Annotated in this window: 23 protein-coding genes, 4 pseudogenes and 1 riboswitch; of the genes and pseudogenes, 16 read left to right on the top strand and 11 right to left on the bottom strand. The window is 36.5% G+C overall.

Annotated elements, in window-relative coordinates; genetic code table 11:
* Positions 1-233 precede the first annotated feature (233 nt).
* Positions 234-407, top strand: a pseudogene (locus D1B32_RS23940) (phospho-sugar mutase); the annotation flags it as partial.
* A 151-nt stretch (positions 408-558) separates the two neighbouring features.
* On the opposite strand, the gene D1B32_RS22455 reads toward D1B32_RS23940, so the two are convergent.
* From D1B32_RS22455 to D1B32_RS22445, 3 genes are read right to left on the bottom strand one after another with little or no spacing between them, the layout of a single operon-like run.
* A complete protein-coding gene (locus D1B32_RS22455; protein ID WP_118890459.1) occupies positions 559-924 on the bottom strand; it encodes a YxeA family protein in 366 nt (121 codons plus the stop codon).
* Positions 925-2,787 (bottom strand): FtsX-like permease family protein, encoded by a 1,863-nt coding sequence (locus D1B32_RS22450; protein ID WP_118890458.1) that lies wholly within the window; start codon positions 2,785-2,787, stop codon positions 925-927. It lies immediately after the preceding gene.
* Entirely contained in the window at positions 2,774-3,541 is a 768-nt protein-coding gene (locus D1B32_RS22445) for an ABC transporter ATP-binding protein (RefSeq protein WP_118890457.1), read from the bottom strand. The genes D1B32_RS22450 and D1B32_RS22445 overlap by 14 nt, the downstream gene beginning before the upstream one ends.
* 162 nt (positions 3,542-3,703) lie before the next feature.
* Between D1B32_RS22445 and D1B32_RS22440 the strand changes: the two genes are divergently transcribed.
* The 4 genes from D1B32_RS22440 (at position 3,704) to D1B32_RS22430 (ending at position 8,388) form a co-directional block, all read left to right on the top strand.
* A complete protein-coding gene (locus D1B32_RS22440) occupies positions 3,704-4,414 on the top strand; it encodes a response regulator transcription factor (RefSeq protein ID WP_118890456.1) in 711 nt (236 codons plus the stop codon).
* A gap of 61 nt (positions 4,415-4,475) precedes the next feature.
* On the top strand, positions 4,476-5,849 hold the full coding sequence (locus tag D1B32_RS22435) for a sensor histidine kinase (protein ID WP_118890455.1): 1,374 nt from the start codon (positions 4,476-4,478) through the stop codon (positions 5,847-5,849).
* A gap of 466 nt (positions 5,850-6,315) precedes the next feature.
* Complete coding sequence (locus D1B32_RS23935) at positions 6,316-6,492, top strand: hypothetical protein (RefSeq protein WP_158586319.1); 177 nt, start codon at positions 6,316-6,318, stop codon at positions 6,490-6,492.
* 453 nt (positions 6,493-6,945) lie between these two features.
* The gene (locus D1B32_RS22430; RefSeq protein WP_118890460.1) at positions 6,946-8,388 is read left to right on the top strand and encodes an FIMAH domain-containing protein; all 1,443 of its coding nucleotides are present in this window, start codon (positions 6,946-6,948) and stop codon (positions 8,386-8,388) included.
* 90 nt (positions 8,389-8,478) lie between these two features.
* Here the strand turns inward: D1B32_RS22430 and D1B32_RS22425 are convergent, their stop codons facing one another.
* Positions 8,479-9,927, bottom strand: coding sequence for a DEAD/DEAH box helicase (locus tag D1B32_RS22425; protein ID WP_118890454.1), 1,449 nt, complete (start codon positions 9,925-9,927; stop codon positions 8,479-8,481).
* Between the two features lie 247 nt (positions 9,928-10,174).
* On the opposite strand from D1B32_RS22425, the gene D1B32_RS24065 reads away from it, so the two are divergent.
* On the top strand, positions 10,175-10,348 hold the full coding sequence (locus D1B32_RS24065; RefSeq protein WP_168927303.1) for a hypothetical protein: 174 nt from the start codon (positions 10,175-10,177) through the stop codon (positions 10,346-10,348).
* Between the two features lie 125 nt (positions 10,349-10,473).
* Here D1B32_RS24065 and D1B32_RS24375 read toward each other — a convergent pair.
* A pseudogene (locus D1B32_RS24375) lies at positions 10,474-10,584 on the bottom strand (hypothetical protein); the annotation flags it as partial.
* A gap of 13 nt (positions 10,585-10,597) precedes the next feature.
* On the opposite strand from D1B32_RS24375, the gene D1B32_RS22420 reads away from it, so the two are divergent.
* Positions 10,598-10,756 (top strand): arginase family protein, encoded by a 159-nt coding sequence (locus D1B32_RS22420; protein ID WP_316246675.1) that lies wholly within the window; start codon positions 10,598-10,600, stop codon positions 10,754-10,756.
* Between the two features lie 47 nt (positions 10,757-10,803).
* On the opposite strand, the pseudogene D1B32_RS22415 reads toward D1B32_RS22420, so the two are convergent.
* Positions 10,804-11,087: pseudogene (locus D1B32_RS22415) on the bottom strand (YeeE/YedE thiosulfate transporter family protein); the annotation flags it as partial.
* Between the two features lie 298 nt (positions 11,088-11,385).
* On the opposite strand from D1B32_RS22415, the gene D1B32_RS24370 reads away from it, so the two are divergent.
* Positions 11,386-11,490 carry a putative holin-like toxin gene (locus D1B32_RS24370; protein ID WP_222863058.1) on the top strand — a complete coding sequence of 35 codons (105 nt, stop codon included), beginning with the start codon at positions 11,386-11,388 and terminating at the stop codon, positions 11,488-11,490.
* A gap of 392 nt (positions 11,491-11,882) precedes the next feature.
* Here D1B32_RS24370 and D1B32_RS22410 read toward each other — a convergent pair whose 3' ends face one another.
* Entirely contained in the window at positions 11,883-12,263 is a 381-nt protein-coding gene (locus D1B32_RS22410; protein WP_095308346.1) for a hypothetical protein, read from the bottom strand.
* 374 nt (positions 12,264-12,637) lie between these two features.
* On the opposite strand from D1B32_RS22410, the gene D1B32_RS22405 reads away from it, so the two are divergent.
* From D1B32_RS22405 to D1B32_RS22370, 8 genes are all read left to right on the top strand, one after another.
* A complete protein-coding gene (locus D1B32_RS22405; protein WP_095308348.1) occupies positions 12,638-13,039 on the top strand; it encodes a PTS sugar transporter subunit IIC in 402 nt (133 codons plus the stop codon).
* A gap of 494 nt (positions 13,040-13,533) precedes the next feature.
* Positions 13,534-15,000, top strand: coding sequence for an alpha-ketoglutaric semialdehyde dehydrogenase GucD (gene gucD / locus D1B32_RS22400; protein WP_095308349.1), 1,467 nt, complete (start codon positions 13,534-13,536; stop codon positions 14,998-15,000).
* A 96-nt stretch (positions 15,001-15,096) separates the two neighbouring features.
* The gene (locus tag D1B32_RS22395) at positions 15,097-16,041 is read left to right on the top strand and encodes a U32 family peptidase (protein ID WP_187393191.1); all 945 of its coding nucleotides are present in this window, start codon (positions 15,097-15,099) and stop codon (positions 16,039-16,041) included.
* Between the two features lie 138 nt (positions 16,042-16,179).
* On the top strand, positions 16,180-17,376 hold the full coding sequence (locus D1B32_RS22390; RefSeq protein WP_240033877.1) for an iron-containing alcohol dehydrogenase: 1,197 nt from the start codon (positions 16,180-16,182) through the stop codon (positions 17,374-17,376).
* Positions 17,360-18,415 (top strand): DctP family TRAP transporter solute-binding subunit, encoded by a 1,056-nt coding sequence (locus D1B32_RS22385; RefSeq protein WP_158586318.1) that lies wholly within the window; start codon positions 17,360-17,362, stop codon positions 18,413-18,415. Before D1B32_RS22390 ends, D1B32_RS22385 begins: the two co-directional genes overlap by 17 nt.
* Positions 18,416-18,484: 69 nt before the next feature.
* Positions 18,485-19,009, top strand: a complete 525-nt coding sequence (locus D1B32_RS22380) for a TRAP transporter small permease (protein ID WP_095308352.1) — start codon at positions 18,485-18,487, stop codon at positions 19,007-19,009.
* Between the two features lie 21 nt (positions 19,010-19,030).
* Complete coding sequence (locus D1B32_RS22375; protein WP_095308353.1) at positions 19,031-20,296, top strand: TRAP transporter large permease; 1,266 nt, start codon at positions 19,031-19,033, stop codon at positions 20,294-20,296.
* A gap of 28 nt (positions 20,297-20,324) precedes the next feature.
* Positions 20,325-21,104, top strand: a complete 780-nt coding sequence (locus tag D1B32_RS22370) for an IclR family transcriptional regulator (RefSeq protein ID WP_118890452.1) — start codon at positions 20,325-20,327, stop codon at positions 21,102-21,104.
* 55 nt (positions 21,105-21,159) lie between these two features.
* On the opposite strand, the pseudogene D1B32_RS22365 reads toward D1B32_RS22370, so the two are convergent.
* From D1B32_RS22365 to D1B32_RS24365, 4 genes and pseudogenes are all read right to left on the bottom strand, one after another.
* Positions 21,160-21,667 (bottom strand): annotated as a pseudogene (locus tag D1B32_RS22365) (transposase); the annotation flags it as partial.
* 487 nt (positions 21,668-22,154) lie between these two features.
* On the bottom strand, positions 22,155-23,465 hold the full coding sequence (locus D1B32_RS22360) for an LLM class flavin-dependent oxidoreductase (protein WP_118890451.1): 1,311 nt from the start codon (positions 23,463-23,465) through the stop codon (positions 22,155-22,157).
* An 81-nt stretch (positions 23,466-23,546) separates the two neighbouring features.
* Positions 23,547-24,299, bottom strand: a complete 753-nt coding sequence (locus D1B32_RS22355) for a 3-oxoacyl-ACP reductase (protein ID WP_095308357.1) — start codon at positions 24,297-24,299, stop codon at positions 23,547-23,549.
* A 150-nt stretch (positions 24,300-24,449) separates the two neighbouring features.
* Positions 24,450-24,549: riboswitch (TPP riboswitch) on the bottom strand.
* A gap of 255 nt (positions 24,550-24,804) precedes the next feature.
* Entirely contained in the window at positions 24,805-25,050 is a 246-nt protein-coding gene (locus D1B32_RS24365) for a DNA alkylation repair protein (RefSeq protein ID WP_095308358.1), read from the bottom strand.
* Positions 25,051-25,997 lie beyond the last annotated feature (947 nt).

Genomic DNA, 25,997 nt, shown 5'->3' with positions numbered 1-25,997 from the left:
GTCCTCTCTCATTGATAGTTTGGTCACTTTCAATAATAAGAGAGGTTATTAAAATTTGGAATCGAGTGGCTCATTTTTTATGCGATCAATACCCTAAAAACGGCTCAATTTTAGATTATCAAATACAAAGCTATTATGTATCTTGAATACCAAATATGATTACGAATTTCATATTACTTGAATAGCTCCAATGCTTATTGGGGCTATTCAATTATACGGGAGGAGATCAATACATGGCTTGGCAAACAAATTATACAAAATGGCAAGCGTTTACCGAATTAGATAAGGAGTTAGGATTACAATTAAAGAAAATTGAAAGTGATGAAAAACAATTAGAAGATTGTTTTTATAAACATCTGGAGTTTGGTACCGGCGGAATGCGCGGGGAGCTTGGACCAGGTACTAATTAGAACCATCTTCATGGATAAATTGAGCCAGTATTGACGGAGAGAAAACGACTTCGCTATAGCTGATTCTTTCCATGAAGATGGTTCTACTTCACTTTACTTCCAGAAAGTAGAGCAGGACTATATAACTCCTTTTTCTACCGCCGGGTATTTATTGCTCTAATTCTTCTTGGGCGGATTCTGGAATCTCCTCCCAAGAAACTTCATCATAAGATGTAACTTCATTTTCTTGTTTAACATACAATTTCAAGTACGCACCTTGTTTTAATTCTTTTTGTGCAGAAAACTCTACATTTAACACGTTACCATCTTCATGATATGCGGGAAGTTCATACCAATAGGTTGTCATAATTTCTCCCGAGTCAAGCTGAGACTCATCTGCATAAGAAGGCTCTCCAACCTGCACATATACATTTTCTTTTCCAAAGCGATTAAAATCAACCGTGGCCAGTATCACTACTGCAGCCACCAATAGAATAGAAACTATACCAATTGTTATACCAATTATTTTTTTCATTTAATTTCCCTCCTGAATTGTATTAAAAATGGTCTTATGAAACCCTCGTATGGTGATAAAATAATAAATAATATAAATGAACACATACGCCAACATCCAAATTGTGATTGGTACCCATAGTTCCATTTGAAAAAGGCTAGAAAATGCAATTAAAGCAACTGTACCATGCAGTAATCCAAGTATGAGCGGTGCTATAAATATGAATCCTACTTGGTAACGAATGGTACGCTTTATCTCTTTTTCAGGCACACCAATCTTATATAATATGGAATACTTATCCTTATCATCTTCAGCCTCTGTCATCGTTTTAAAGAAAATAATACTGCCAGTGGCAACAAGAAAAACGAGACCTAAGAAACTACCAACAAATAGCATGATTCCTGTTCCCTCTAAAGAATCTTGAAAATCTTGTACAGCGCTGGAAAAGTCTCCTGTTGATGACTTCGCTTCTAATTCCTGGGACAAGTCTAAGTGCTCTTTATAATTTTCTACTTGCACTGCTTGATAAGTCGATTCTTCAGCATTCAAATCATTGTAAGCTTTATCATGAGCAACAATTACCGTACCAGGCACTGTAGAAATATTGAAGATAGATTCTCCATAAATTTGTACAACTTCATAATCTACTTTATTAAAAGAAACTTCCTTTACATCTTCCGTCCATTGTTCATCATAAAAAGGTTCTATCAAGGCAACTTCGTCCTCGGTTATGTTTAAGGAATCAATATCCCATTCAAGCGCTTCCGCCAACTGCTCAAATGCAGAATGGTCAATAACTGTATACGCTTTTTCCATTTGTTCACTGTTCATACGAATATTCTTGGTGTCTACATGAATCGATTCTTTTACAATAGAAGCATCGATAGATTCTTCTTGCCCTTCCCACATAAAGGAGAATGGTGTATATTGTTCTACGTTTTCCTCCGTGTCATAATACAATCCAAACACTGCACCACCCGCTGTAATCGTTGTTGCACTTAATGTAGCTATAATGGTTAATGTCTTTGCATTTCCACGAATTCGATACAACAATTGGGAAGCAGTCATTAAATTGAGACCTTTCCATGCCCAGAACTTCCTTTTTTTCAACATTTGAAGTACGAAAACCAACACACTGTTAAATATGAGATACGTACCCAACACGGTTAAGGCAATGATTACAATTGGCATTGCTAGGCCTAAGAGCCGCCACGCTTCTGAAGTTAAATCTTGTAATGCTAACCAATAAGCGCCCGCCAATGTAGCTAGTCCAAGAATGACTGAAATAACCCTAGCTTTTGGCAATTCTTCTCCTTTTTTCGATGCATGAAATAAATCAATCAATTTAAATCGATAAATGACTCGATAACCTTGCAACGATGTAAAAAGGAATATAATCAAGAATACGATAATTGTTTCGATAACAGCATTTGGTGAGAATGCTAGACCAATCCCGATATTCAATCCCATTAACTTTAAAAGAAGAGAGAGTAGTAATTGAGATAGGAAGAAACCTGACACTACTCCAACGATTAAGGAAACTATCCCTATTACCATATTTTCAAAGAACAATAGAAAACCGATTTTTTGTTTTCGTACACCCATTAAAGCGTATAATGCTACTTCCTTCTTTCTTTTCCTCATAAAAAAAGAATTTGAATACAGAATAAAGATTGCAACAAAAATGATAAGCACAAACGCGGAAGCACTCATTATACCGCTGATTTGCTTTGACTGTTCTGCCAACCCACTAATATCACCACTATGTTTTAACGTTGCAAACGTAAAAAATATTATGATGGAAAAAATAGTTGAGCCAATATAAAGTCCATAACTTTTCATGTTTCGACGGATATTCTTCAGTGCTAAATTAAACAATGTCATGCCCGTCACCATCCAGTTGTGCTAATTTCTCTAAAATCATTTGGTAAAACTCTTTTCGTGAGTGTGTACCACGAATCATTTCTCTGGATAAACGTCCATCACTGATAAATAGTATTCTTCTGCAAAAGCTTGCTGCAAATGCATCATGCGTCACCATCATGATGGTTGCTTCCTGATCTTCATTTAATGAACTCAAGGCTTTTAATAAATCCGTTGCTGACTTGGAATCAAGTGCCCCAGTAGGCTCATCTGCAAAAATCAATTTTGGGTTAGAAACGAGCGCTCGACAAGATGCAGTGCGTTGTTTTTGGCCACCGGAAATTTGATAGGGATATTTATCGAGTATTGCTTCAATCCCGAATGCTTTTGCCATTGAATCTACTTTTACATCAATTTCTTTTATAGAATTTTTTGCAATTGCAAGCGGCAATACGATATTCTCACGTACTGTTAAAGAATCTAGTAGGTTGTAATCTTGAAATATAAATCCGAGATGGTCCCTGCGAAAATCAGCAAGCTGATCCCCTTTCATTTTTGCGATATTATCATTTTCTATATAAATATCACCTTTAGAAGGGGTATCAATTGTCGCTAATACATGGAGTAATGTTGACTTTCCAGCACCGGATGGTCCCATGATTCCTACAAATTCACCATGATCTATCGTAAAGGAAATGTCCTCCAGCGCTTTAAACGTATTCGCTCCTTTTCCAAAGACTTTCTCAACATTTTTCACCTGTAATAAAGATTCCATTATTCCTCCACCTCTTTCGTATGTTGTCTTTACTATATCCCTCCATCCTTAAACTACAATCACATGAACCTTACAAAAACCTTAAATACGTTTTTTCCTCGCAAATTCCTGTTAAGATAGAATAAATTAGATGATAATAACAAGTATGAAAAGGTGATAAACATGGAAAGACCACGGATTCTCATTGTTGACGATGAACAAGACTTATGCCAATTAATAAAAACAAGCTTAACAAAGGAAGGGTTTTCTGAAATCGAAATGGTAGGCACGATAGAAGAAGGATGGAAAAGATTTCAAGCTTTCGAACCAAACCTAGTAATATTAGATGTTATGCTTCCTGATGGAGAAGGTTATGATTTGTGTAAAAGAATAAGAGAAGTTTCACGTATCCCTATTCTCTTCTTGTCTGCTAAGTCCGATGAAGTGGATAAAATATTAGGACTGGCAATCGGTGGAGACGATTATATTACGAAGCCTTTTAGTCCAAAGGAGATGGCCTATCGCGTGAAGGCACAACTTAGGCGAGCTGGTGTCTATACGATAGAGGCAACTGCAAAGACAGCAGCTAAGGCGACAAACGTCGGTCCTTTTGAAATCAATTCAGATGAAACGGAGGTAAAAAAGGACGGTCATTTACTTGAGTTAACCGCTAAAGAAGTTGGATTAATGGCATCATTTATGCGGAATCCGAACCAAATCCTCAGTAAAGAAACCTTATTTCTAAATGTATGGGGAGAAGACTTTTATGGTGCAGATAATACATTAATGGTGCACATTCGCAGGCTTCGGGAAAAAATCGAAGACAATCCGTCTGATCCTTCCTATATTTTGACGGTGAAGGGACTAGGTTATCGATTCGTGCCACATAATTAAACTTAAGTGATGGATGTGTGCATAAATAGAGACTTTCCTTTTTAAGGATAGGTGATAGAAAATGAAATGGAAGCTAACCGCTCGTTATTTAATATCCATTTTAAGCATCGTATTTATTGTCATTATTGTAAACACTATAATCTTATTTGGACTGCTTATTTATCAAGCATCCCAGAATACAGGTGATTCAGAAAACAGTTCTGGTGAAAATTTCACTCGCACATTCAGCCAATATCTAAGATTAGAGGATAATCAACCATTTGTGACAGAAGAAGGAGAGACTGCCTTAGAAGGATTTGGTGCCTGGCTGCAAATCTTGGATGACAATGGAAATGTGATTTCGTCCTATCAAACTCCAGATCATGTCGCGACAAATTACACCCCCATGGAGCTTATACACAAATATAAGTATATGGATGATGAATTGCATACGTACTTTATAGGCGAGTATGAAGGGTATAGTTACTTAATTGGTGTGCCAGATTCCAATGAAAAACGTGAAGTATTTATGCTGAATCCAGCCGCAATCATGATGTATGCTTCTCGGTTTTTTGGAGTCATTATCATCGTCGATTTAATTATTGCGGCAGTCATTGGCCTCTTGTTCAGTACTATTTTAACAAGACCCGTGAATCGCATTATCGAACGAATTAATGCACTAAAGGAACGACAATTCCACACAGAAAAACCAAAACGCCCGGGTATATACAAACCAGTTTTTGCAAATCTAAATAATGTTTCGGCGACATTGCAAGAACAATCAAAAGAACGCAATAAATTAGAAAAAATGCGAAATGATTGGATTCGTAATGTCTCGCATGACATCAAAACTCCACTCGCTTCCATTCGTGGTTATGCAGAACTCTTAAGCGACGACAATGTTTCGTCACGTGAACGCCTAAAGTATGCAGAGGTAATCGAGCGACAGTCTCTTTATATGAAGGAATTACTAGATGACTTCAATCTTACCATGCGACTCAGGAACCAAGAAATGCCGCTTCAAAGACAGGACACAAATATGGAAGGCTTTGTTCGAGAAATGGTCATTGATTTACTAAATGACCCTCAATTTGGCTCGTCGCAAATTCATTTCCATAGTGAAAATAGCGAACTAAGCTGGAAAATAGACCAGCATTTAATGAAACGCGCTTTGCTCAACTTTATGTATAATGCATTCATTCATAATGATGAAAATGTAGAAGTTTTTGTAAATATTACAGAAGACGCTATTACCATACACGACAATGGAAAAGGTATTTCCCCTGAAGAGCAGACCCAAGTTTTTGACCGCTATTATCGTGGTACAAATACTGGAAATATACGAGGAACCGGCCTTGGAATGGCAATTGCTCGGGATATTATAGTGGCTCATGGAGGGGAAGTTGAGCTTGCGGGCCAAGTTGGAAAAGGGACAACTATCAAGATATCGTTTTAACGTCTTTCCAAGCAACAGTTGTCATGATGTAAGTCCAAAATCTTTCGATAATGAACCAAACAAAAAACCTCCTATATAAAAGTTTCACACCACCATAGGTGTGCTCTCTAATTATATAAGAGGTTTTAACTGGTAAACAGTTTGGCAATCGGTGGTGAATTTCAGTGGGTGTAATTGTACGTTAATGGATTAAAGTAAATTGTTTGGAGTGCCTCTCTCCGAATACTTCAAGAGTGATAGAATTAATCCAACCTAAATTTCCAAATAAGTTATTAAATATATATTATGAATCAATTATATAGCCCTAATTCCTATTGTTGGAAATAGGGCATATTTTAATTTGAGGCGGAAAAGTAAATGAAAAAGTATGCATTAATTGTAGAATAACTTGAATTGTTGCATGTGAGGTAAACGGAAAGGAAACGAAACGGACACTAGCAAAACGTGTACATCGTTAGAGCCTAAGATGAATGAAAGAATCAAGTATGCTGTACAAGAGCCGTTCAGAGAAGATAGTTATGATTTGTTGAAACAATTTCTAGGCGGGATGGATCGAGATTACTTTATTGTCGTCTGCTCAGATCGGAAAATCAGCCGGCAGCCATTAACCTATTCGAGACTCAACCCGCCAATCACTGGCTAAAAGACCTGAGAGAAATCTTTCATGTTATTAACGATAGTTATCAGACACAGAAGACTTCGAAGGGTTCAATTAAGAAGCCAGCAAAAAGTTAAACCTCCATCGTCTTCTTAGGAGGACATGATAAGAGGAAGAAAATGATTTGTTTTTTGGCGATACCTAGTCCTTACATAGAGGACCATTAAACCTAATTTATGAATAATTGCTAGTGATAAGGACTCGATTTTAAAAAACGAGGGAGTAGATTAGATTCATTTTTGATTTACTAGAAGGAAATTGCGATAAGTAGAAAGAATAGTTTTAATTATAAAATAAATATATAGAGGAGTAAAGATGAAGGGAGGGATTTTTAGGAAAGATTATAGGGGTTCGTGATAAAACTACTATTTCTGTTACTATCGGGAACAACGTGAAAAGGTGAATTGATATTACGAGGAGGGTATTAAAGTGGCTAATATGAAAAGTGACAGTTGGAAGAAATTTATGTATTTTATAATTGTCTTTCTGATAATGTTGATTCCAGTGAGTGGAATATCTGCTGAATCTGAAAGAGATTGGATGACCAACGAAGAATTTCTTGTAAAACTAAGTGAAATTGTGGAGGCTAGTGATGGAAAAGTTGAGACTGATGTCGCCGGTTATTCCACGCAAGGAAATGAAGTAATGTCTGTGCGTGTTGGTACTGGTGATCAAGTGTTACTAATCACTGGTAGCATACATGGCAATGAAAAAAGTGGTGGCGAGGCACTTGTGGAAATACTAGAATACCTTGGGACTAGCGATAGCTTCTTCGCTCAATCTGTTCGTAATGAGATTACTATAGTGGCTATTCCACGATATAATGTTGATGGTCTCGAGATACCGCAAAGACAAAATATCTTTCCGTGGGACGAAGTTGTTTCTGCATACCCACATCTAGAGGGCGCTGCACCAGCTTGGTATTATAATGAGAGAAATGGTGGCTTTGATATTAATCGTGATTTTAATGCTGATTTGAACTATGAAGTTGCAGCGGAAGATTTACCTGGACACACGAATGATTTTGGTTTCTTTATAACGAAGGAATCTCAACTACTGAGAGATCTATACGTGGAGTTGCAAGATGAGTTTAGTCATGTAGAAGCTTATGTTGATCTTCATCACATGGGGACCCCAGTAATGAATAAAACAGGTGAAGACGTTACAATTGCTATAGACTATCCACCTTTGGGGCCAGACGATAGTACAAAATACGTTGACTATCCATTACTGGATCAGGATAAATCAAAACGTTATGCGTTAGCTGCAGCTCGTGGAGTAAAGGAATTCTCAGATAAAGAGGAACCTGGTGTAGCCCAGTATATTGCCTTTCAAGAACGTGATTTTCCTGGACAAGCTAGATCTGCATTTGCTCTTAATGGAACGGCAACTGTTCTTTTCGAAATGCCTGGTCAACAACCCCAATTCGGCTATGATCAAGATCTAGTAGATCGTGTGGAAAACGGGTTATGGGGGATTATTTCTCACATGGCTGATGGTTCTATTGATGACCTGAATGGCGATGATTTTCTTACAGAAATACCTAGGTATTGGACAGACAACATAACTGACATGAGAGATGTTATGGTACGCTTTACGGAAGAGGATCAATTTGAGAATGATAGGGATGCTCGTTTAGTAGATAACCATTTAGCTGCACTAGAAATTTATGAAAATCAAGAGAATAGCGAGAAAATGGTCAAGCATTTGAATGGATTTAAAGTTTTACTTGATAATCAGCGAGAAAACGGACTAATCAAACAAGAAGCGTATAACAGACTCAATAGTGACGCCAATCTTTTACTTGAAAGATGGGAAAATAAACTCTACCATAATACAAGCTTTTTATTTGAAGGATGGGATAGTAATTTAATAGATTAAGTTAGCGAGAGTACCCATTTGTGACAAGTTATTTTATCCCTAAACATACATTTGTATGTTTAGGGGTAAGCACCTGAATGGCCTGCTTTCTTACCTTTTATTCGCTTCATAAACTTTCAACAATTTCCCTTTTATTTTCGTATGCTTCATCGATTCCAAAACAAGTGGCCCTTTTCCATTTAATATTTCCACGAAAGATGCCGTATCTTGGATTGTAATGATACCAATATCCTCAACCGCTACACCATCTATTTTTGCAATTGTGCCAACGAAATCAACTGCTCGAAGCTTCTTTTTCTTTCCGCCGTTAAAATATAACTTCATGATTTGTTTATTTAGTTGCTCACTTTTAGACTTTTTCAAGGTTGGTCGCTTGTTCATTTTTTCCTTGAAAGCAGACTTGTTATTTGCAACGTCTTCCACTGTCGGTGCATGCTCCATTGGAATGTTAAAACCAACATATTCCTCTATTTCATTCAAAAAGCGATCTTCAAATGGCGTTACCAAGGTAATCGCTTTTCCACTTAAGCCTGCTCTTCCAGTTCTTCCTGTTCGGTGGACATAGCTTTCTTTTTCCAATGGGATATCATAATTAATGACATGGGTAATATTCTCAATATCAATTCCTCTTGCAGCCACATCCGTCGCAACTAAATAACGGAATTCTCCCTTTTTAAAATCATTCATGACTGCTAAACGATCGTCTTGTTCCATCCCGCCATGGATTTTATCGGCGCTATAGCCTGAATCGGTTAATGCCTCACACAACGTATCGACTCTATCTTTTGTTCGGCAAAAAATGATGCAGCTGTCTGGGTTTTCAAGCACTGTTATGTCTTTAAGCAAGGAAAGTTTACCTTGTTCAGGAACGTTATAAAGAAAATGTTCGATTTTATCGGTCGTCAGTCCGGAAGCTTTTATTTCAATATCAATTGGGTCTTTCATATACTTCACTGCTAAGCTTTTTACTGCTTCTGGTAAGGTAGCCGAGAATAACAGGGTTACCCTTTCTTTTGGTAACTTATTAATGATCGCTTTTACTTGTTCAATAAATCCCATATTCAACATTTCGTCTGCTTCATCAATGACAAGATAGCGAATCTTCTCGAGGGCAAGTGTACCTCTTTCAATATGATCATATACACGTCCAGGGGTCCCAACTACAACATGGTTTTTTTGTTTCAATTCGGTCTTTTGAATGGCAATCGGTTGTTTCCCATAAATGGCTGTTGCCTTTATCCGTTTCAATCTTCCTATATTGGTCAAGTCATCCTTCACTTGGACAGCGAGTTCTCTTGTTGGGGTTAAGACAAGTGCCTGTGGCTTATTTTCGATCCAATCGACTAGCTCACAGATTGGAATCCCATAAGAAGCTGTCTTCCCGCTTCCTGTTTGTGATTTCGCAACGAGATCTTTCTCCCCTAACACAAGTGGAATAACCTTACTTTGTACCTCTGTTGGGTTTTCGTAACCTAAGCTCTTTAGAGCAGTCATGATGTCTTCGCTTAGTTTATAATCGGTAAAACGTATCTCTGTCATTTGTTAACCTCATTTATGTTATTTTTTCTTATATTTGTTTTCTTAGTATTGCTTAAAGCCCAGTATATCATGAAATAGGTGGAGGGTTCTCTCGTTTTATATGTGCTTGACACGGGGCCCGTCACTTTCCGTTTCAGGTTGCGTATGAAGTTATTGATTGACAGCATCAAAAGCTTTGGAAAATATAGATAGCTAAATTTAACAAAAATAGATTATAATAAGAGTAAATGAACGGAGGAGACAATACATGTCCAACGAAAAAAAACTTAGTACCAGAGAGATTGTACAACAGCAGCTGGAACGAAAGAAACAAGCGCAAGCAAACAATACAAACACCAAAAACGGCAAAGGCGGAGCAAAGCATATGCAAAGCCAACTCGCGAAGAAACCGAGTATGACTCGCCGTAAAATGGGAAGTTAATAACTGATTTAGAGTACCGTTGAGATAGAAACGGTACTTTTTGCTTTTTTACAGATTCTGGGGTCAGACCGCTATTGCTTTTAGGAATCACTTCGATTTTTATGATTTTTACACAAAAAAAAGACCTACCTATTGGGCAAGTCAAGTTCTCGGTATGCATCCTGATATTTCTCGCCTGAAGCAACCTCAGCATGGTACAAAGCCTTAAGCGCAAAGGTTTTTTTCAAGATCATTTTAAACGATATCCTAGTGGGGATTGCTGATAAAGGGAATGTTATCTGTTTTGATTTTGTGGAAGTTGCCCCTCAATATGATCCAACCGGAGCAACAGCACGAATTGCAGCAATGACTATGTTGAATTTTATGGGACATATTATAAAAAATAAACCGAGGTATGAATATATTTGATTGATAGATATGGAGTCTTTGTATCTCTTTAGAAAAAACCTCGCCCACTATGGATGAGGTTTTTTCGGATTATTCAGCCTAAATAACAGTCTGATAAAAAAGCAACTCCTATGCGATGCATTGCCATGACCATCCATACCCAGCCGTGCAAGCTAAAGGATGCAATACCTTCAAAGTATGTACCCATATTACAGCCAAAGGCAAGGCGTGAGCCATACCCCATTAATAACCCACCGACAATAGCGGCACCTGCAGGACCTGCTTTTAGTTTTTTGGGCTTAAAGTTACCTTGTGCAGCAATGAAGGCACCCAAGATAATTCCAAAGTTCATTTAACAGATTATAAAGAAGAAAAGGCAAAACAAATCCTTCACGAAATTATAAAAGGCGCAAATCAAATTTCCACTGAACTTGGTTATACAGCACGGCAAGGATACAGGATTTCTATGCATTGATGGGAGCAGGTTGAAAGAAGAATGGATAAGTCTTGATGTTAAAAAAATAAGAGAACGAATTCCTTTCAATAGATTCGATAGATATTGTTTAAGAATATTGCTATAAATAGAGTTGTAGCAACTACATAAAGCGGATGGACGGTTGACCATCTTCCATGAGGGGAGGTGGTATAAAATGACGGCATATGAAGCAATCATCATTGCACTGACATCGAGTATAGTTCTAGTAAATGTGCTAGCACTAGTTGTGCAGATCGTCAAAGAAACAAGAAAAAAGTAACCGTCCTTCGCCCGATCAAAGTTTAGGATAGGTTACTTTTTAAAACTTAACCAACTATTCTGGTCAGCCGCTCTTCATGCGGCATGTAGTTGCTTTGGCTGAGCGTTAGTAGCACTCAGTCTATTTTATTCTATATTGCTTCTTAACTTATTATACATGAATACATTACCCATATGCAATAATTCTATAATCGATTTGTGAAGGTCAATATTATTGTTGAATTTAAGGAAAACATTTAGATTGTTGATTTGATACTCTGTTACTGCGATAACTGTTCTTAGTAAAGCTCAAGATGTATTCATGATGAATGACTGAATCCATTAACGCAACTGTAACATAATTAGTTACCTGTCACTCCACCATGCAACGATTTTTATCTTAAAATAATAGCCCTATTGTCCAATCTCCTTTAAAAATTTGTATCCTGTAATAAAACCGCCAATAAAATGTTTTTCAGATTCAAGTACGGTTATTCGGTTGAGCGCTGATTCAAGATTAAAAAATGCATCTTCTTGTTCTTTGGTACTGCATTGCTCTAGGGCATTGTTTAATGAATCGTCCAATTCTGTATATGCATTGTCACTATAGTTTAGATTATCAGTTCTATTTTCATACTTTAAGAGTTCAGTGTAAGCAATCTCTTTTAAAACTTCTATCATACCTTTCTCAAAAGCAATTTCAAGGTGTTTCATTGCTTCCATATCATTCTTATGAGGAGTTTCACTGTATATCCTCACTAAATTATCGAAGGGCACCATGGAAATTCGGGGCATATTAATTCCACCTTTCTTTTGTTCTTTGAAACTAGTATTTACAAATTGGTTTTATTCTAAACATCGAGATTGGTGAACTGTCTGTTTTAAATTTAGCATATATGAAGTTCCAAGCTTAAAAAGGTCAGAATTATTTTGAGAATAGCCTTTTTTATTTTTTAATCCAGTGACCTTGCTTCTAGGTATTCTTGTGTTGTACTACAACAAAGGTTTTTCATCAACAGATTCCAAGAAGGAGTGAAATAGATGTCTAATACCAAAGCCATGCCATTGAAAAAGGAACGGATATATTAGAAAATAATATCAACCACTTTAGTACCGATAATACAACGATACATGAGTCCAGTCAGCATATTCTTGATGCTGTACAGCAAATGTCGGCTGGAATACAAGAAGAATCATCTAGCTTAACGCTTGTAAATGAATCCATGAGTGAATCTTTGGAGGAGGCGAATGAAACGATAACGATCATCCAACAAATTGTTGAGGAACCAGATGAAATGGATGGAAGGGTTCAAGATGGTTCAACTGGCTTACATCACTTTATGTGGCAACCATTTGTATATGTTCCTGCTGCAGTTAATGAGGGACTTCTCACAAACTGGTTTACCAACTTAGGGAACATTGCTGCTTCCTCTGAGTCTATGACGACTCTATTTCCAAGAGCTGGATTTATGATGTATGGGAATACAAAAGTGTTTGGATCACTAGGTATTGCAATTGCTATTATTCTAGCAAGTAAACCAGAAAAACGTAAAAAGACAATTGGGGACTAATTGTACCTGTTGCATTAACAGCGGTTTTAACTGGTATTACAGAACCACTTGAATTTACTTTCTTATTTATTGCACTATTCCTATTCAGTTCATGCGGTACTTGGCGGGCTTATGGCAGTTATTCATTTTATGAGATTGGTAATAAGGTGGATAGCTTTTCTTTGGGTTACTTAAAAGTCTATTGAATATTTATTAGTTGAGAGGATCTTAAAAACACTTTTTTATTTGATTCTATGCATAGTTTAAATTCTAGAATAAACTAATTAAAAGCCCTACAGTTTAACGAAATGTTGACTGTAAGGCTTTTTTAATTTATTGGTAAATTAAATCTAAATAAAGTATTGCAACAATTCATGAAATATGATAGTCTCTAAAACATAAAAGTTTATTATAAAGAATGTGGTTTATTATAATAAACCAAAACTTAAATTACTTAATTAAGCCTTTTGATTCTAAGTAAGAATCTAGGAACAATTCTAAAAGGAGGAAGTAAAATGGAAACGGTTACTACCGAAAGGACATTTAAAAATTTAATCAATAACAAATGGGAAGAATCTTCTTCAAATGAAACATTAAAGAGTATGAATCCATCAAATAAACATGAGGTTGTTGGATATGTTCAAAAATCAGATAAGCAGGATTTAGATATGGCTGTAGAAGCAGCTGTCCAAGCTAGGAAATCTTGGCGAAAGATTGGAAAAGTGGAACGTTCTCAATATTTATATAAAGCTGCAAATATCCTAGAAGGTAGATTAGATGAAATAGCTGAGACGATGGCAAGAGAGATGGGGAAAACTCTTCCTGAGTCGAAAGGAGAAACGGCTCGTGGTGTAGCAATTCTTCGCTATTATGCTAGTGAAGGAATGAGAAAAGATGGAGACATGATTCCTTCGACAGATAAAGATGCGCTATTATATACGAAGCGTGTACCAGTGGGAGTTGTTGGGATTATCACTCCGTGGAATTTTCCGGTTGCAATTCCAATTTGGAAAATTGCACCTGCACTAATATATGGAAACACAGTCGTATTTAAACCTGCTACAGAAGCGGCAGTAACTGCAGCTAAAGTTGTAGAATGCTTGGCGGAAGCTGGTTTACCAGCAGGTGTACTTAACTTTGTGACTGGATCTGGATCAGTTGTTGGACAAAACCTTATTGATCATTCAAAAATTCAAGCAATTACCTTCACTGGTTCGGATACCATTGGAAAAGTAGTTGCGAGATCTGCTTCAGAACGTGGTATTAAGTTCCAACTAGAGATGGGTGGGAAAAACCCAGTTATCGTTACAAAGGATGCTGATCTTAACGTTGCGGTCGAGGCAGTAATAAGTGGGGCATTCCGTTCTACTGGACAAAAGTGTACCGCAACTAGTCGAGTCATTGTAGAAGAAGGCATCTATAATCAATTCGTAGAGAAACTTATTCAAGAGACGGAAGAAATCAAAGTTGGTAACGCACTAGGGGAAGACGTTTGGATGGGACCATGTGCGCATGAACAACAATTTAACACTGTTAAAGAATATCTAGAAATTGGAAGGGAAGAAGGAGCAACTCTACTTGCTGGTGGGGAAGTTCTGACAGATGGAGAATATAGTAATGGATTCTTCGTTACACCAACTATTTTTGGAGATGTTGATGCCGATATGAGAATTGCAAAAGAAGAAATATTTGGACCAGTTATCGCATTATTTAAGGCAACAGATCTAGAAGATGCGATTACTCAAGCAAATGATACTGAATGCGGATTAAGTGCTTCTATTTTTACAACAAATATCGGATCTTTCCTGGAATTTGTAGATGAAATTGAAGCTGGACTTGTTCGAATCAACGCGGAAAGTGCTGGTGTAGAGTTGCAGGCTCCATTTGGTGGAATGAAGGCAACAAGTACTGGTTCTAGAGAACAAGGCGAAGCGGCAAAAGAGTTCTACACAGAAATCAAGACTGTATTTGTTAAAGGTTAAATTTGAGCTTAGTTCTCCGGGGACAGGGGATATTGGTGTCTTCTTTTATCCCCTTATCTCTGGGAAAGACACGTAACCGAATGGAGGAGTGTGATTATGAAACAATCTCAAGAATTACTGGAAAAACTCGGTTACCCTTCTAGTGATTTAAGGAAATTACCGACATCACCGAAACGTTTTCCAGATGGTGCACAATATAGAATCGAATTACCTAGCACGGAAGGTCCGGTAGCGCTGAGAGAAACCTTAAAAGAGATTGATCGATACGGACTAGAAATTCACCGCATTTCCCAAGGTAGCGGTATTATGTTGTTAACGGATGATGAAATTAAAGAAATGTGTGAGTTAACGGCAGAAAGAGGAATGGAATTAAGTTTATTCGTAGGTCCACGTGGTACTTGGGATATTAGTGCACAACCTTTTACTTCTAGTGGGAAGGCGATGGGGTTACGTCACGAAGGTGTTGACCAACTAATATATGCTATGGAAGATTTAAAAAGAGGAGCTAGCTTAGGGCTCCGCGGAGCATTAGTAGCAGACGAAGGATTATTGCTATTAACGAAGGAAATGAAAAAAGAAGGTCAATTACCGAATAACTTTATCATAAAAGCGTCGGTACAAATTGGTGCAGGTAATCCTGTATCGGTAAAACTCATGCAAGATCTTGGTGCGGATACTTATAATGTTCCAACAGCGCTAACTTTACCTAAACTTGCTGCTATTCGACAATCAATTGATATTCCAATTGATTTATATGTTGAAGTCCCAGATAACTTTGGTGGTTTTCTAAGGTATTATGAAATTCCTGAAATTATTCGTGTGTTGTCCCCATTATATATTAAGTTCGGATTAAGAAACCACCCTGATGTTTACCCATCTGGAAAACAATGGGAAAGTACAAATGTATCTTTAGTAAAAGAAAGAGTGCACCGTGCTGCATTAGGTCTACAAATGATTGAACGCTATTATCCTGAAGCAAAAACATCCAAATTAGGAGCTGAAGGATTAGGAGTAGCGAAGGTTATTCAAACTAAAAGTTAAACTAAGAACCGATTCTCTATTATTCTATAAATAGATAATGGGTCGGTGGAACAAATGAAAGTGCTTACAATTTATTGTGATTGCCTCAAAATGGAGCTTGAGGCATTTTAGAAGATCGTAATCGAGGAGGAATAAAGTTTGTATAATTATACTTATTATATGCCTACAAAGGTTATCTTTGAATTAAATAGTGCAAGTAGAATAGGAGAAATATTAAAGTATGAAAATAAATATTCCGTACTGATTGTTACGGATAAAGGGATTACTTCTGCAGGATTATTAAGTTCTTCTCTACAGTCTTTAGAAGAGAATAATATTCATTATGAAATATTTGATGAAGTAGAGCCGAATCCAAAAACATCAACAGTAAGAAAAGGTGCAGAAGTTTTGTCCAATCATTCCTTTGATGCGGTGATTGGGTTCGGTGGAGGAAGTTCCATTGATACGGCGAAGGCACTTGGTGTAATGGCTACGAATAAAGGAGATATCCTTGATTACGAAGGGGTAGGGAAACTTGTAAATGAGCCAATTTACACCGTTGCTATCCCTACCACGTCAGGAACTGGTAGTGAAGTAACAGCTTCTACAGTGATTACGGATGAAAATACATTATTTAAAGCTGCTATCATTAGCGAAAAAATTTTCCCTGATTTAGCAATCTTGGATGCTTCACTTACAATGAAATGTCCTCCATCCATTACAGCTGCGACAGGTATGGATGCTTTAACACATGCCATTGAATCTTATATTTCAAAGGAAAATAATCCAATTAGTGGTTCTGTTGCTCTTCATGCTATTTCTTTAATATCTGTAAATCTATCCAAAGCTTATTTCTACGGTACAGATAGAGAAAGTAGAGAAAATATGTTAGAGGCATCAATGTTGGCAGGCTTAGCATTCTCGCAAACTAGATTGGGGAATGTACATGCTATCTCTCAATCTTTTGGAGGGCTATTCGATATACCGCATGGTATCGCCAATGCAACACTATTGCCTTTTATTCTCAAATTTAATGCACCAGCATGTTTGGATCAAATGGTAGATATTGCTATAGCGATGGGGATTGATACTGCTAATGACTCTAAAGAAATTATTGCGGATAAAGTAATTGATACTATTGCGGAATGGAATCACTCATACGATATCCCTAATAATACAAAGGAATTAGGTGTAGATATTTCGCAATTAGATAAACTTGTCAAAGACTCCATGAGAAGTGGAAATGTGTTGGTTAATCCTAGATTAACTACTGCAAAAGATGTGGAAAAAATTATTAAGAATTCTTATGACGGAATCTTAAATGAAAGGGATGTTAAACATGAAAGCTTTGTGTAAGTTATGCGGAATCATCGTATTAGTATTATTGTTAGCTGCTTGTGGAAATGCTTCTAGCGGTGCCTCTGGAGGGGATAATAATAGTGCAGACGGAAATGGTGAAACATTCACCATTCGTGTTGCTCACTCATCTGCTGCAACAGATGACAGGTTAGAAAACTCTTTACAAGAATTTAAAAAAGCAGTTGAAGATCGAAGCGAAGGCAAAATTATTATTGAAACATATCCTAATAGCCAGTTAGGTGGTGAACGAGAGCAACTTGAAGGTGTACAAATGGGATCGATTGAAATGGCAGTTTTGTCTACTGCACCATTCTCTGGATTCTTTGAAAAAATGATGATTCTTGACTTGCCTTATATTTTAGATAGTCAAGAGGTTGCAGATGCTGTTCTAGATGGTCCATTTGGGGATAGTTTGTTTGATTCAATGTTAGAAGAAACAGGGATTAGAGGTCTAGCTTGGGGAGAAAACGGAATTCGCCATATGGCAAACAACTCTCATCCAATCGAAACTCCAGATGATGTTAAAGGTTTAAAAATTAGAACACAAGAAAACCCAGCACATATGGATATGATTGAAGCATTTGGTGGTAGCCCGACTCCAATTGCGTTTCCAGAATTATATAGCTCTTTACAACAAGATGTTATTGATGGATATGAAAACCCTTTCTCCCTAATCGAGGGAATGCGTTTCTATGAAGTAACAAAATATATCTCTCTAACTTCTCACGTAAATGGAGTGTATGCATTTATTGTAAATGACGCTTATTTCAGCAGTCTGCCAGAAGATGTACAAACTATTCTAGTAGAGGAAACGAAGAACTGGAGTGATATTCAACGGCAAATGAACAGAGATCAAGAAGCAGCGGGTATTGACTACATTAAAGAGCAAGGTGTAGAAGTGCTAGAATTAACGGATGAGCAGGTAGAAGAATTCAAGAGATTAGCGGAACCAGTTGTAGATTCTTATATCCCTAAAATTGGGGAAGACATATATCAAGAATTACAAGATGCTATTGCTGAAGTAGAGTCAAATTAACATAAAAATAGAACAATAAAGAAGTTATCCTTTTTTATTGTTCTTACTTTTCCTAAAGGGGTGAATCATGTGAAGAAAATATTAAACCAGACAGATAAAATTTTAACTAAGGTTGAGGAGAATTTGATATTTATTCTATTATTCTCGATGTTAATGGCTGTTTTTGCTAGTTTTATTAGTCGTTACTTTTTTGATGCCCAATTAAGATGGTCTGAAGAATTGTCTCGATATTTAATGATCTGGGCAACGTTTATCGCAGTGAGTTATGGGGTGAAAAAGGGAGCTCATATTACGTTGGACGTTTTAGTAGTTTATTTCAATGAAAAAGCTAACAAAGTGTTACGGACAATAAGTTATATTGTTTCTTCGATCTATTGTCTTGTAGTCATTTTAGCAGGTATTCCTTTCGTTAATAATCTAATGCAAACGGGGCAAACCTCTCCTGCAATGCAAATTCCAATGTATATTGTTTATTTCTCCATTGTTGTAGGGTCTATTTTAATGTTAATACGATATATTATTTTGTTTGTTAATGATATTTTCTATGGAGAAACTATTGAAAATACAAATAATTTAGATCAGAAGGTTTCTTAATAATCGAAGGGGGGGAGAGAGATGGCGGCATTGCTATTCTCATCATTAATAGGTCTTTTATTATTAAACGTACCTCTTGCTATCGCTGTGGGGTTAGCGTCCATTTTAGTACTGTACATAGGAGATTTAGATCTTTTTGTAGCGGTACAAAGAATGATTACAGGATTAGACGTCTTTTCTTTAATGGCTATTCCTTTATTTATGATTGCAGGGAAAATTATGGAGATTGGTGGTATATCAAAACGCTTGGTTGATTTAGCTGCAAGTATTGTCGGGTCCATTACCGGCGGGTTTGCGATTATTGCAGTTATTTCTAGTATGTTCTTTGCAGCCATATCTGGTTCTGCTCCAGCAACAGTAGTTGCGATTGGAAGTATCTTAGTACCTGCTATGATTAAAGAAGGGTATGATAAGAAGTTCTCAATCGCACTAATTGCAGCTAGTGGAACAATTGGTATTATTATACCACCTAGTATCCCTTTTATTACATTTGGAATCTCTGCAAATGCAAGTGTGGGAGACTTATTTATTGCAGGAGTATTACCTGGACTTCTAATGGGATTAACTTTAATTATCTATTGTTTTATCATTTCTAAGAGAAAAGGATATAAGGGTTCAGAAAAAACAAGTATTAAAAAATTCTTTCAGAGTCTTAAAAGTTCTATCCTTGGTTTATTAATGCCACTTATCATACTTGGTGGAATCTATTTAGGTTGGTTCACTCCTACGGAATCAGGTGCTGTTGCATGTATTTATGGTTTAATCGTTTCTTTATTTATCTATCGTACGATGAAAATATCTGAGTTAAAAAGTGTTTTTGTTGAAGCGGGAACATTGTCAGCAATGGTATTATTCATTGTAGCAACAGCAAACCTAATGAGTTGGTTAATTACTGTTGAACAAATTCCATCGAAAATTGCAGGTGCATTGTCATCTGTTACGGAAAGTCCTTTAGTATTCTTATTTATTATAACTCTAGTATTACTAGTTGTCGGGACATTTATGGAAACAAATGCAGCAATCATTTTAATCGTTCCGATTTTACTACCGTTACTAAATACTTATGATATTAATCTTATTCACTTTGGTGTATTAATGATTTTTAACTTGGCTATCGGATTGCTTACCCCACCTTTAGGTGTGAACTTGTTTGTCGCGAAATCATTAGCTAATATCCAGTTTAATCAGCTGATAAAAAGTATTATTCCATTTATTTTACTGATGCTATTAAATTTGGTTATACTTATAATAATACCAGAGATAAGTTTATTACTTCTTTCTGAATAATAGTAAGGTAAGTTAGAGGAGATAAAAAATGAAAGAAAAGTATTGGAGCCCAGCTATAGAGAGAACAGATAAAATTCTAAAATTACTTGCTTTGAATCCAAATAAATACCGGATGATAGATCTATCAAAGAAACTTGATATTAATAAAAGTAGTATGTTTACATTGTTAAATACGCTTGAGAAATTAGGATGGATTCGAAAAAATAATGGTGGTGTATATTCTTTAGGTACTACGATTGCAAATATTGGTGCTTCCTATTTAAGTCAGTTTAATATTTTACAAGCTTATTACGAGGAGGGTGCAATAACACAAAAAGTCATTAATGAGAACTTACAAATGGGTATATTCGATAATGGGTATGTCGTCTACACAGGTAAAATGAGAGGAGATTCCATGCTCCAATTAGTCACGGAGCCAGGTATGAGATTTCCTGCCTATGCATCATCGATTGGAAAAATATTACTTTCCCAATTTAGTTATAAAGAATTAAAAGCGATTTATCCAGATGAACCTTTACCAGCAAAGACTGAAAAAACTATTGAGTCAGTAGATGAGTTATATCAACAACTAACATTGGCTAGAGAGCGTGGATTTGCCGAAGAACATGAGGAATCTGCCGAAGAAATTCATTGTGTCGCTGCTCCAGTGTTTAACCATAAAAACGAAATCATTGCAGGAGTAAGTATTGTCATGACAACAAATCATTGGCAGAAAAAGAAAGACGTGGCGAGAGAAGAAGTTGTTAAGTTAGCAAGAAGACTTTCAGAACGATCTGGACAATCTAATGACTCATTAATGGAGAGATAAACGATCGACGAAAGAGCAAAGCCGGGTCTGTCAAATAAAGTGTGTAAGTCCCAGTTTACTCAAGATACTTTAACACTCTATCTTTTAGCTCGTTTTGGAGAAGTAGTTGGTTCATAACCATTGCCCAGTTTTGGATATGGCCACCTTCCCATTTGGTTTCAAGTTCTTTTACCCGTAAAAATAATACTTTTAATAGGGCGTTCTCGTTGGGGAATGCTCCTTTTTTGGTTGCTTTTCTAAAGCTGGAATGGATACTTTCTACCGCATTGGTTGTGTACATAACTTTACGAATGGAACTTCCATAATCATAAAGTTGCTCGACATGGTGGAAGTTTCTTGTCCATAAATCAATAGCTCCTGGATATGCAGCCCCTTGTTGTTGAAAATATTCAAAAACACTTAGGCAAGCCTTAAGGCATGGTGCACCATAGACTTTCTTTAACGCTTTGGGGATAATCCTTACTAGGAACATATTTGACGGAGTTACGAATCAAATGAACCATGCATCATTGAACGATTACGTCAGGGAAAATTGCTCGTACTCCTTCTTTCAAACCACTCACTACTTGGGACATAATGTGTGATTTACGTAATACATGACTGACCCAACCTCCTATATAATAAAGGAGCACATACGTGCAAATTTATTATATAGGAGTTATTTTGTGTTTCAGTATCCAGAAATTCTAAGGCTTTATTGCAGGGAGTCACACAGAGTGAGGTGGCTTCGAACTGTGGTCATTCAAGGAATACGATTAGAGAAGTTATTCGGTTAGCGAAAGAGAAAAATAGATTAGTGTAACGGTTAAATATCAATTTCTAAAAGGACCGGTCGGGGTTTGCCTGGTTTTTCTTTTTTCTTATTAATGTAATCGGAACTTATATCCTGTTTAAGTTTCCTCACTTGTTAAATCTATAATAGATTTGCTTAACTACTCATTACCGGATTTATTTTCTTTGTATTCATAATTTCAAGTCCAAGATAACAGGTTGTTTAATTTTGACTGTGCTGCTCTATTTCAATGGCAAAATAATAGTGCAGCACTTTCATTATTTGTTTAACCCTAAATGTTCACGGAAGGTATGACTTTCATAATTCTTTCTGAAAATCCCTCTTCTTTGCATTTCAGGAACAATCAGTTCCACAAAGTCTTCTAAACTGCCGGGTAATGTAGGAGGCATTAGATTAAATCCGTCAGCAACACCAGCTTCAAACCAGACCTCCATTTGATCCACAATTTCTTCGGGTGTACCTATTAGTGTGTGATGTCCACCGCCTGCACTGAGATAACCTAATAATTCTTTTACTGTAGGCTGGGTATCATTGATAATTTCCAGTATTGTTTCGTAACGTCCAACTGGACCAGTAAATTCTTCTACTGGAGGTAATGGAGGGACTGCTTTATCAATTTCCCAATTCGAACAGTCCTGCTGAATAAAGAAACTCAACTGTTTTAAAGCTGTTTCAATAGGTAATTGCTCATCTAAAGCTGCTTTTTTGGCTAAAGCTTCTTCACGTGTATGCCCTACATAAGTTACTAGGCCTGGGAATACTTTAATATGTCTATTGCTGTCTTCGCTTTGTTTAACTTGTTCATCTAATTTTTTATGAAAACTTTTTGCTTGCTTTAAGTTCCACGACACGGAATAGACTGCATCGGCATATTTTGCGGCTAATGCAATGCCTTGTTTAGATGCCCCCGCTTGCATGGATACTGGCTTGCCTTGCGGACTTTTTGGCGTGGTGGATGGGCCATGCACTTTAAAATACGTACCATCGTGATGAAAAGGCTGAATGTTTGATGGGTTTATCAATTTTCTTTCTTCCCGCTGATGCAGAAACGCATTATCATCCCATGAAATAAATAACTTATTCATTAAAGCAGCGAATTCATCTGCCTTTTCATAACGTTTGTCACGAGGAGGCAGCTCTTCCATACTATGATTCAACGCCTCTAAATCAGTCATGGAGGTAACGAGATTCCAGCCAACACGCCCTTTTGTAATATGGTCTAAGCTTAAGAGCTGCCGGGAAGCTGTGAAAGGATTAGAAAAAGTGCTTGAAATTGTTGCAACTAATCCAACATGATTTGTCACTTGGGAAATAGCTGTTAAATTGACTACTGGATCAAACCAAAATGCTGGCATATCACTGGCATGTTTAGCCGGAAATGATTGATTATCAGCAAAAAATACTGCATCAAAATAACCTTTTTCCGCAACCTGTGCTAAAGATTGATAATAAGAAATCTCCCCAATATGTTCAACGCTTGAGTCAGGCATTAACCAAGCAGCTTGATGGTGTCCGCAACCATACAGCAAAACACCTAAATGCAGTTGTCTTTCTTTCGTTTTTGTCATTTATTTACACCTCAACATACATCATTATTAACTGTCTTGTACATTCCGTTTTTGAAGGATCAGCTATCGTATTTTAAGCTATTAGTTCATTGTTAAACCGCCGTCTATTGTGAAATTTTGCCCTGTAATACCGTCAGCATTTTCTGAAGATAAATAAGCGACCATATTGGCTACATCTTGAGGTGTGGTCACTTTCTTCAATGGCGTTGATTGAGCAATTAAATCGAATACTTCTGGTGTTGTAACGGCACTCGCGTTAGTTGTTTTTAATAATCCACCTGAAACTACATTCGCTTTTATGCCATATACACCTAATTCGGCAGCGATATTACGTGTAAAACCGATTAATCCAGCTTTTGCTGTTGTATATTCATGGTAGGGTACAACAGGATTTTGATATAAATTTGTACCAATGCTTATAATACTTCCATTTTGTCGTTCAATAAATTGGGGGATGACGCTTTGAACGACATTAAATGCTGCTTTTAACGTACCATCCAGTTGTTTTTGATAATCTTCCCATGTAAGTTCTGTGAAGGATTTTTGTTTGGTTGGATCAAACTTGAAATCTATTAATGCATTATTGACGACAACATCTATTTGGCCAAAATATTCCGTTGCTTTTTTTATCAATTCATCTACTTCTTTACGATTTGTTACATCAGCCCGAATGGCAATAGCATTCTCTTCACCAATCTCAGAAACGAGCTTCTCAGCAGCTTCTTTGCTTTGATAGTAGTTGATAACCACTTGAAATCCTTGCTGTGCCAATGTCTTTGCAATAGTTGCCCCTAACCCTCTGCTGCTGCCTGTTACTAATACTGTTCTAATCATCCTAACCACTCCTATACTATTAATTTAGCGTGAAACTTACATCATAAAAATGATAGATAATATAAAAAATACGCAACCTTCCCATAGGAAAGCTGCGTAAAAACAAATAACTACATATTAAGAATAAGGCATAAATGTTCTTTAAGTATGTATTTAGAGTTTACACTTTCCTACGCTAGTTTCAACTAGTTCAGGTTCAAAGGGTTTGAGTAATACTCATCTCAGTTAAATAACACCCCTAGTGCATATAATTAAGTTATATCCATATGTTATAATCTTTAGAAATTTATGTCAAGGGAATAGGGATGGTTAACGTAATTTTATGATTTTTTGCTATAAAAACGTGATTGTTTTTTTATTCAATTTATACTCTTGATCATAATGGATTCATATTTATAATCGATCATTAATTAACAGAGTTTAGGTTCCTTAAAAGGTTTGTTCAAATAAATGTTTTCTCAACAACAAAAAATCATTAGGGTCGCAGCAGACACACATACAAACATTAAAAACCTGCATATTTAGCAAACTGTTCAAATGTATTTTCATTCTCTATCAAACCACATATCCCACATTGAATACGGTATTTTGGCCCCTTATACATCTGATGGAACATTTCCGTACTCTCATCTGTATAACTTTCCAGTAATTCTCCAGTTTTTGCGTCTAGTTTAACAGGTATTGCGATTTGCTCAATGAGATTAAAGCGGGATTTATTTGTTTTGCAATTTGGACAACGGTATGGCTTGATCCGTATTGCACCTCCATATGTCTTTTAGTGATGACAGTCATTTTCTGATTTTCATGTTTATTGTGGCCTATTTGCTTTTTATTATTCGGGAAACTGTTTGTTTGGGAGTTTTGTTTTGGTTAATGAGCTTCTAAAACAACGTGTGGTGGATATTTATATACAACTTGTTAGTATCTTTCACAATAGCCGATAAGGATGAAGTTTTTTTGGGAGGAAATCTTTGCTTGAATAACTATCTATTCAGTTGGCTCAAAATTACTAAAGGATTTGGAATGGAAGGAGTTCTTTTTTAGAATTCTTTAGATATGTGGAGAAGAAAAAGTAATAAACCCGAATGGACTCCAGGATATTCCATTCAGGTTTTTATTAATGTAATCGAAACTTGTATCCTGTCTCAGTTTCCTCACTGGTTAAATCTATAAAGGATTTGTTCAATACATTTCCAGATCTATTTTCTCTGTATCCATGATAGTTATAGCAACTTTGTTTTGTTAGATGTCCGAAATCTTAATTCAGATGATATTGAAACCCTAGAAGAACTAATCAGGAACCCTAGTAATTTAGACTTCGATATATTATATCCAATAGAATATCTGTTAGATAATGCTATTCAAGAACCCAAAACTTACGTAAGAATTAGCAAAAGTGTTGTGAATCCCTTTTTTGTTCAATGGTTAAGGTCTAATAAAGACAGCCTACCTAATACAGTAATAATAGATTTTGAATATATTGAAATTGAAAGTACGAGAGATGATTTAATTGCCCCTTTTATACCAATAGTAGAATTATTAAAGGATCATGAAATAGTTATAATGAGTGGTGTTTTTGTCAATAGGAAATTGAGCCAGAGCGATCACTTAAAAAGTGAGCCACTTTATATAAATTGTTAGGTGTTAGGAGGTTCTTGCCAGTAGGGAAAGAACCTCCTAACACCTTGCGCTGCACTT

Origin of the sequence: Oceanobacillus profundus (assembly GCF_003515705.1) — a bacterium.
GTDB lineage: Bacteria > Bacillota > Bacilli > Bacillales > Amphibacillaceae > Oceanobacillus > Oceanobacillus profundus.
This window is presented reverse-complemented; position numbering and strand designations above follow the sequence as displayed.

What these genes read in the sequence shown, in the direction of transcription:
- D1B32_RS23935 (WP_158586319.1), top strand. Translation starts at nt 6,316, where the DNA reads ATGAATGAAAGAATCAAGTATGCTGTACAAGAGCCGTTCAGAGAAGAT.
- D1B32_RS22395 (WP_187393191.1), top strand. Translation starts at nt 15,097, where the DNA reads ATGAAACAATCTCAAGAATTACTGGAAAAACTCGGTTACCCTTCTAGT.
- D1B32_RS22450 (WP_118890458.1), bottom strand. Translation starts at nt 2,787, where the DNA reads ATGACATTGTTTAATTTAGCACTGAAGAATATCCGTCGAAACATGAAA.
- D1B32_RS22435 (WP_118890455.1), top strand. Translation starts at nt 4,476, where the DNA reads ATGAAATGGAAGCTAACCGCTCGTTATTTAATATCCATTTTAAGCATC.
- D1B32_RS22355 (WP_095308357.1), bottom strand. Translation starts at nt 24,299, where the DNA reads ATGATTAGAACAGTATTAGTAACAGGCAGCAGCAGAGGGTTAGGGGCA.
- D1B32_RS22440 (WP_118890456.1), top strand. Translation starts at nt 3,704, where the DNA reads ATGGAAAGACCACGGATTCTCATTGTTGACGATGAACAAGACTTATGC.
- D1B32_RS24065 (WP_168927303.1), top strand. Translation starts at nt 10,175, where the DNA reads ATGTCCAACGAAAAAAAACTTAGTACCAGAGAGATTGTACAACAGCAG.
- D1B32_RS22455 (WP_118890459.1), bottom strand. Translation starts at nt 924, where the DNA reads ATGAAAAAAATAATTGGTATAACAATTGGTATAGTTTCTATTCTATTG.
- D1B32_RS22445 (WP_118890457.1), bottom strand. Translation starts at nt 3,541, where the DNA reads ATGGAATCTTTATTACAGGTGAAAAATGTTGAGAAAGTCTTTGGAAAA.
- gucD (WP_095308349.1), top strand. Translation starts at nt 13,534, where the DNA reads ATGGAAACGGTTACTACCGAAAGGACATTTAAAAATTTAATCAATAAC.
- D1B32_RS22410 (WP_095308346.1), bottom strand. Translation starts at nt 12,263, where the DNA reads ATGCCCCGAATTTCCATGGTGCCCTTCGATAATTTAGTGAGGATATAC.
- D1B32_RS22385 (WP_158586318.1), top strand. Translation starts at nt 17,360, where the DNA reads ATGAAAGCTTTGTGTAAGTTATGCGGAATCATCGTATTAGTATTATTG.
- D1B32_RS22370 (WP_118890452.1), top strand. Translation starts at nt 20,325, where the DNA reads ATGAAAGAAAAGTATTGGAGCCCAGCTATAGAGAGAACAGATAAAATT.
- D1B32_RS24370 (WP_222863058.1), top strand. Translation starts at nt 11,386, where the DNA reads ATGACGGCATATGAAGCAATCATCATTGCACTGACATCGAGTATAGTT.
- D1B32_RS22360 (WP_118890451.1), bottom strand. Translation starts at nt 23,465, where the DNA reads ATGACAAAAACGAAAGAAAGACAACTGCATTTAGGTGTTTTGCTGTAT.
- D1B32_RS22425 (WP_118890454.1), bottom strand. Translation starts at nt 9,927, where the DNA reads ATGACAGAGATACGTTTTACCGATTATAAACTAAGCGAAGACATCATG.
- D1B32_RS22430 (WP_118890460.1), top strand. Translation starts at nt 6,946, where the DNA reads ATGAAAAGTGACAGTTGGAAGAAATTTATGTATTTTATAATTGTCTTT.
- D1B32_RS22375 (WP_095308353.1), top strand. Translation starts at nt 19,031, where the DNA reads ATGGCGGCATTGCTATTCTCATCATTAATAGGTCTTTTATTATTAAAC.
- D1B32_RS22405 (WP_095308348.1), top strand. Translation starts at nt 12,638, where the DNA reads ATGTCGGCTGGAATACAAGAAGAATCATCTAGCTTAACGCTTGTAAAT.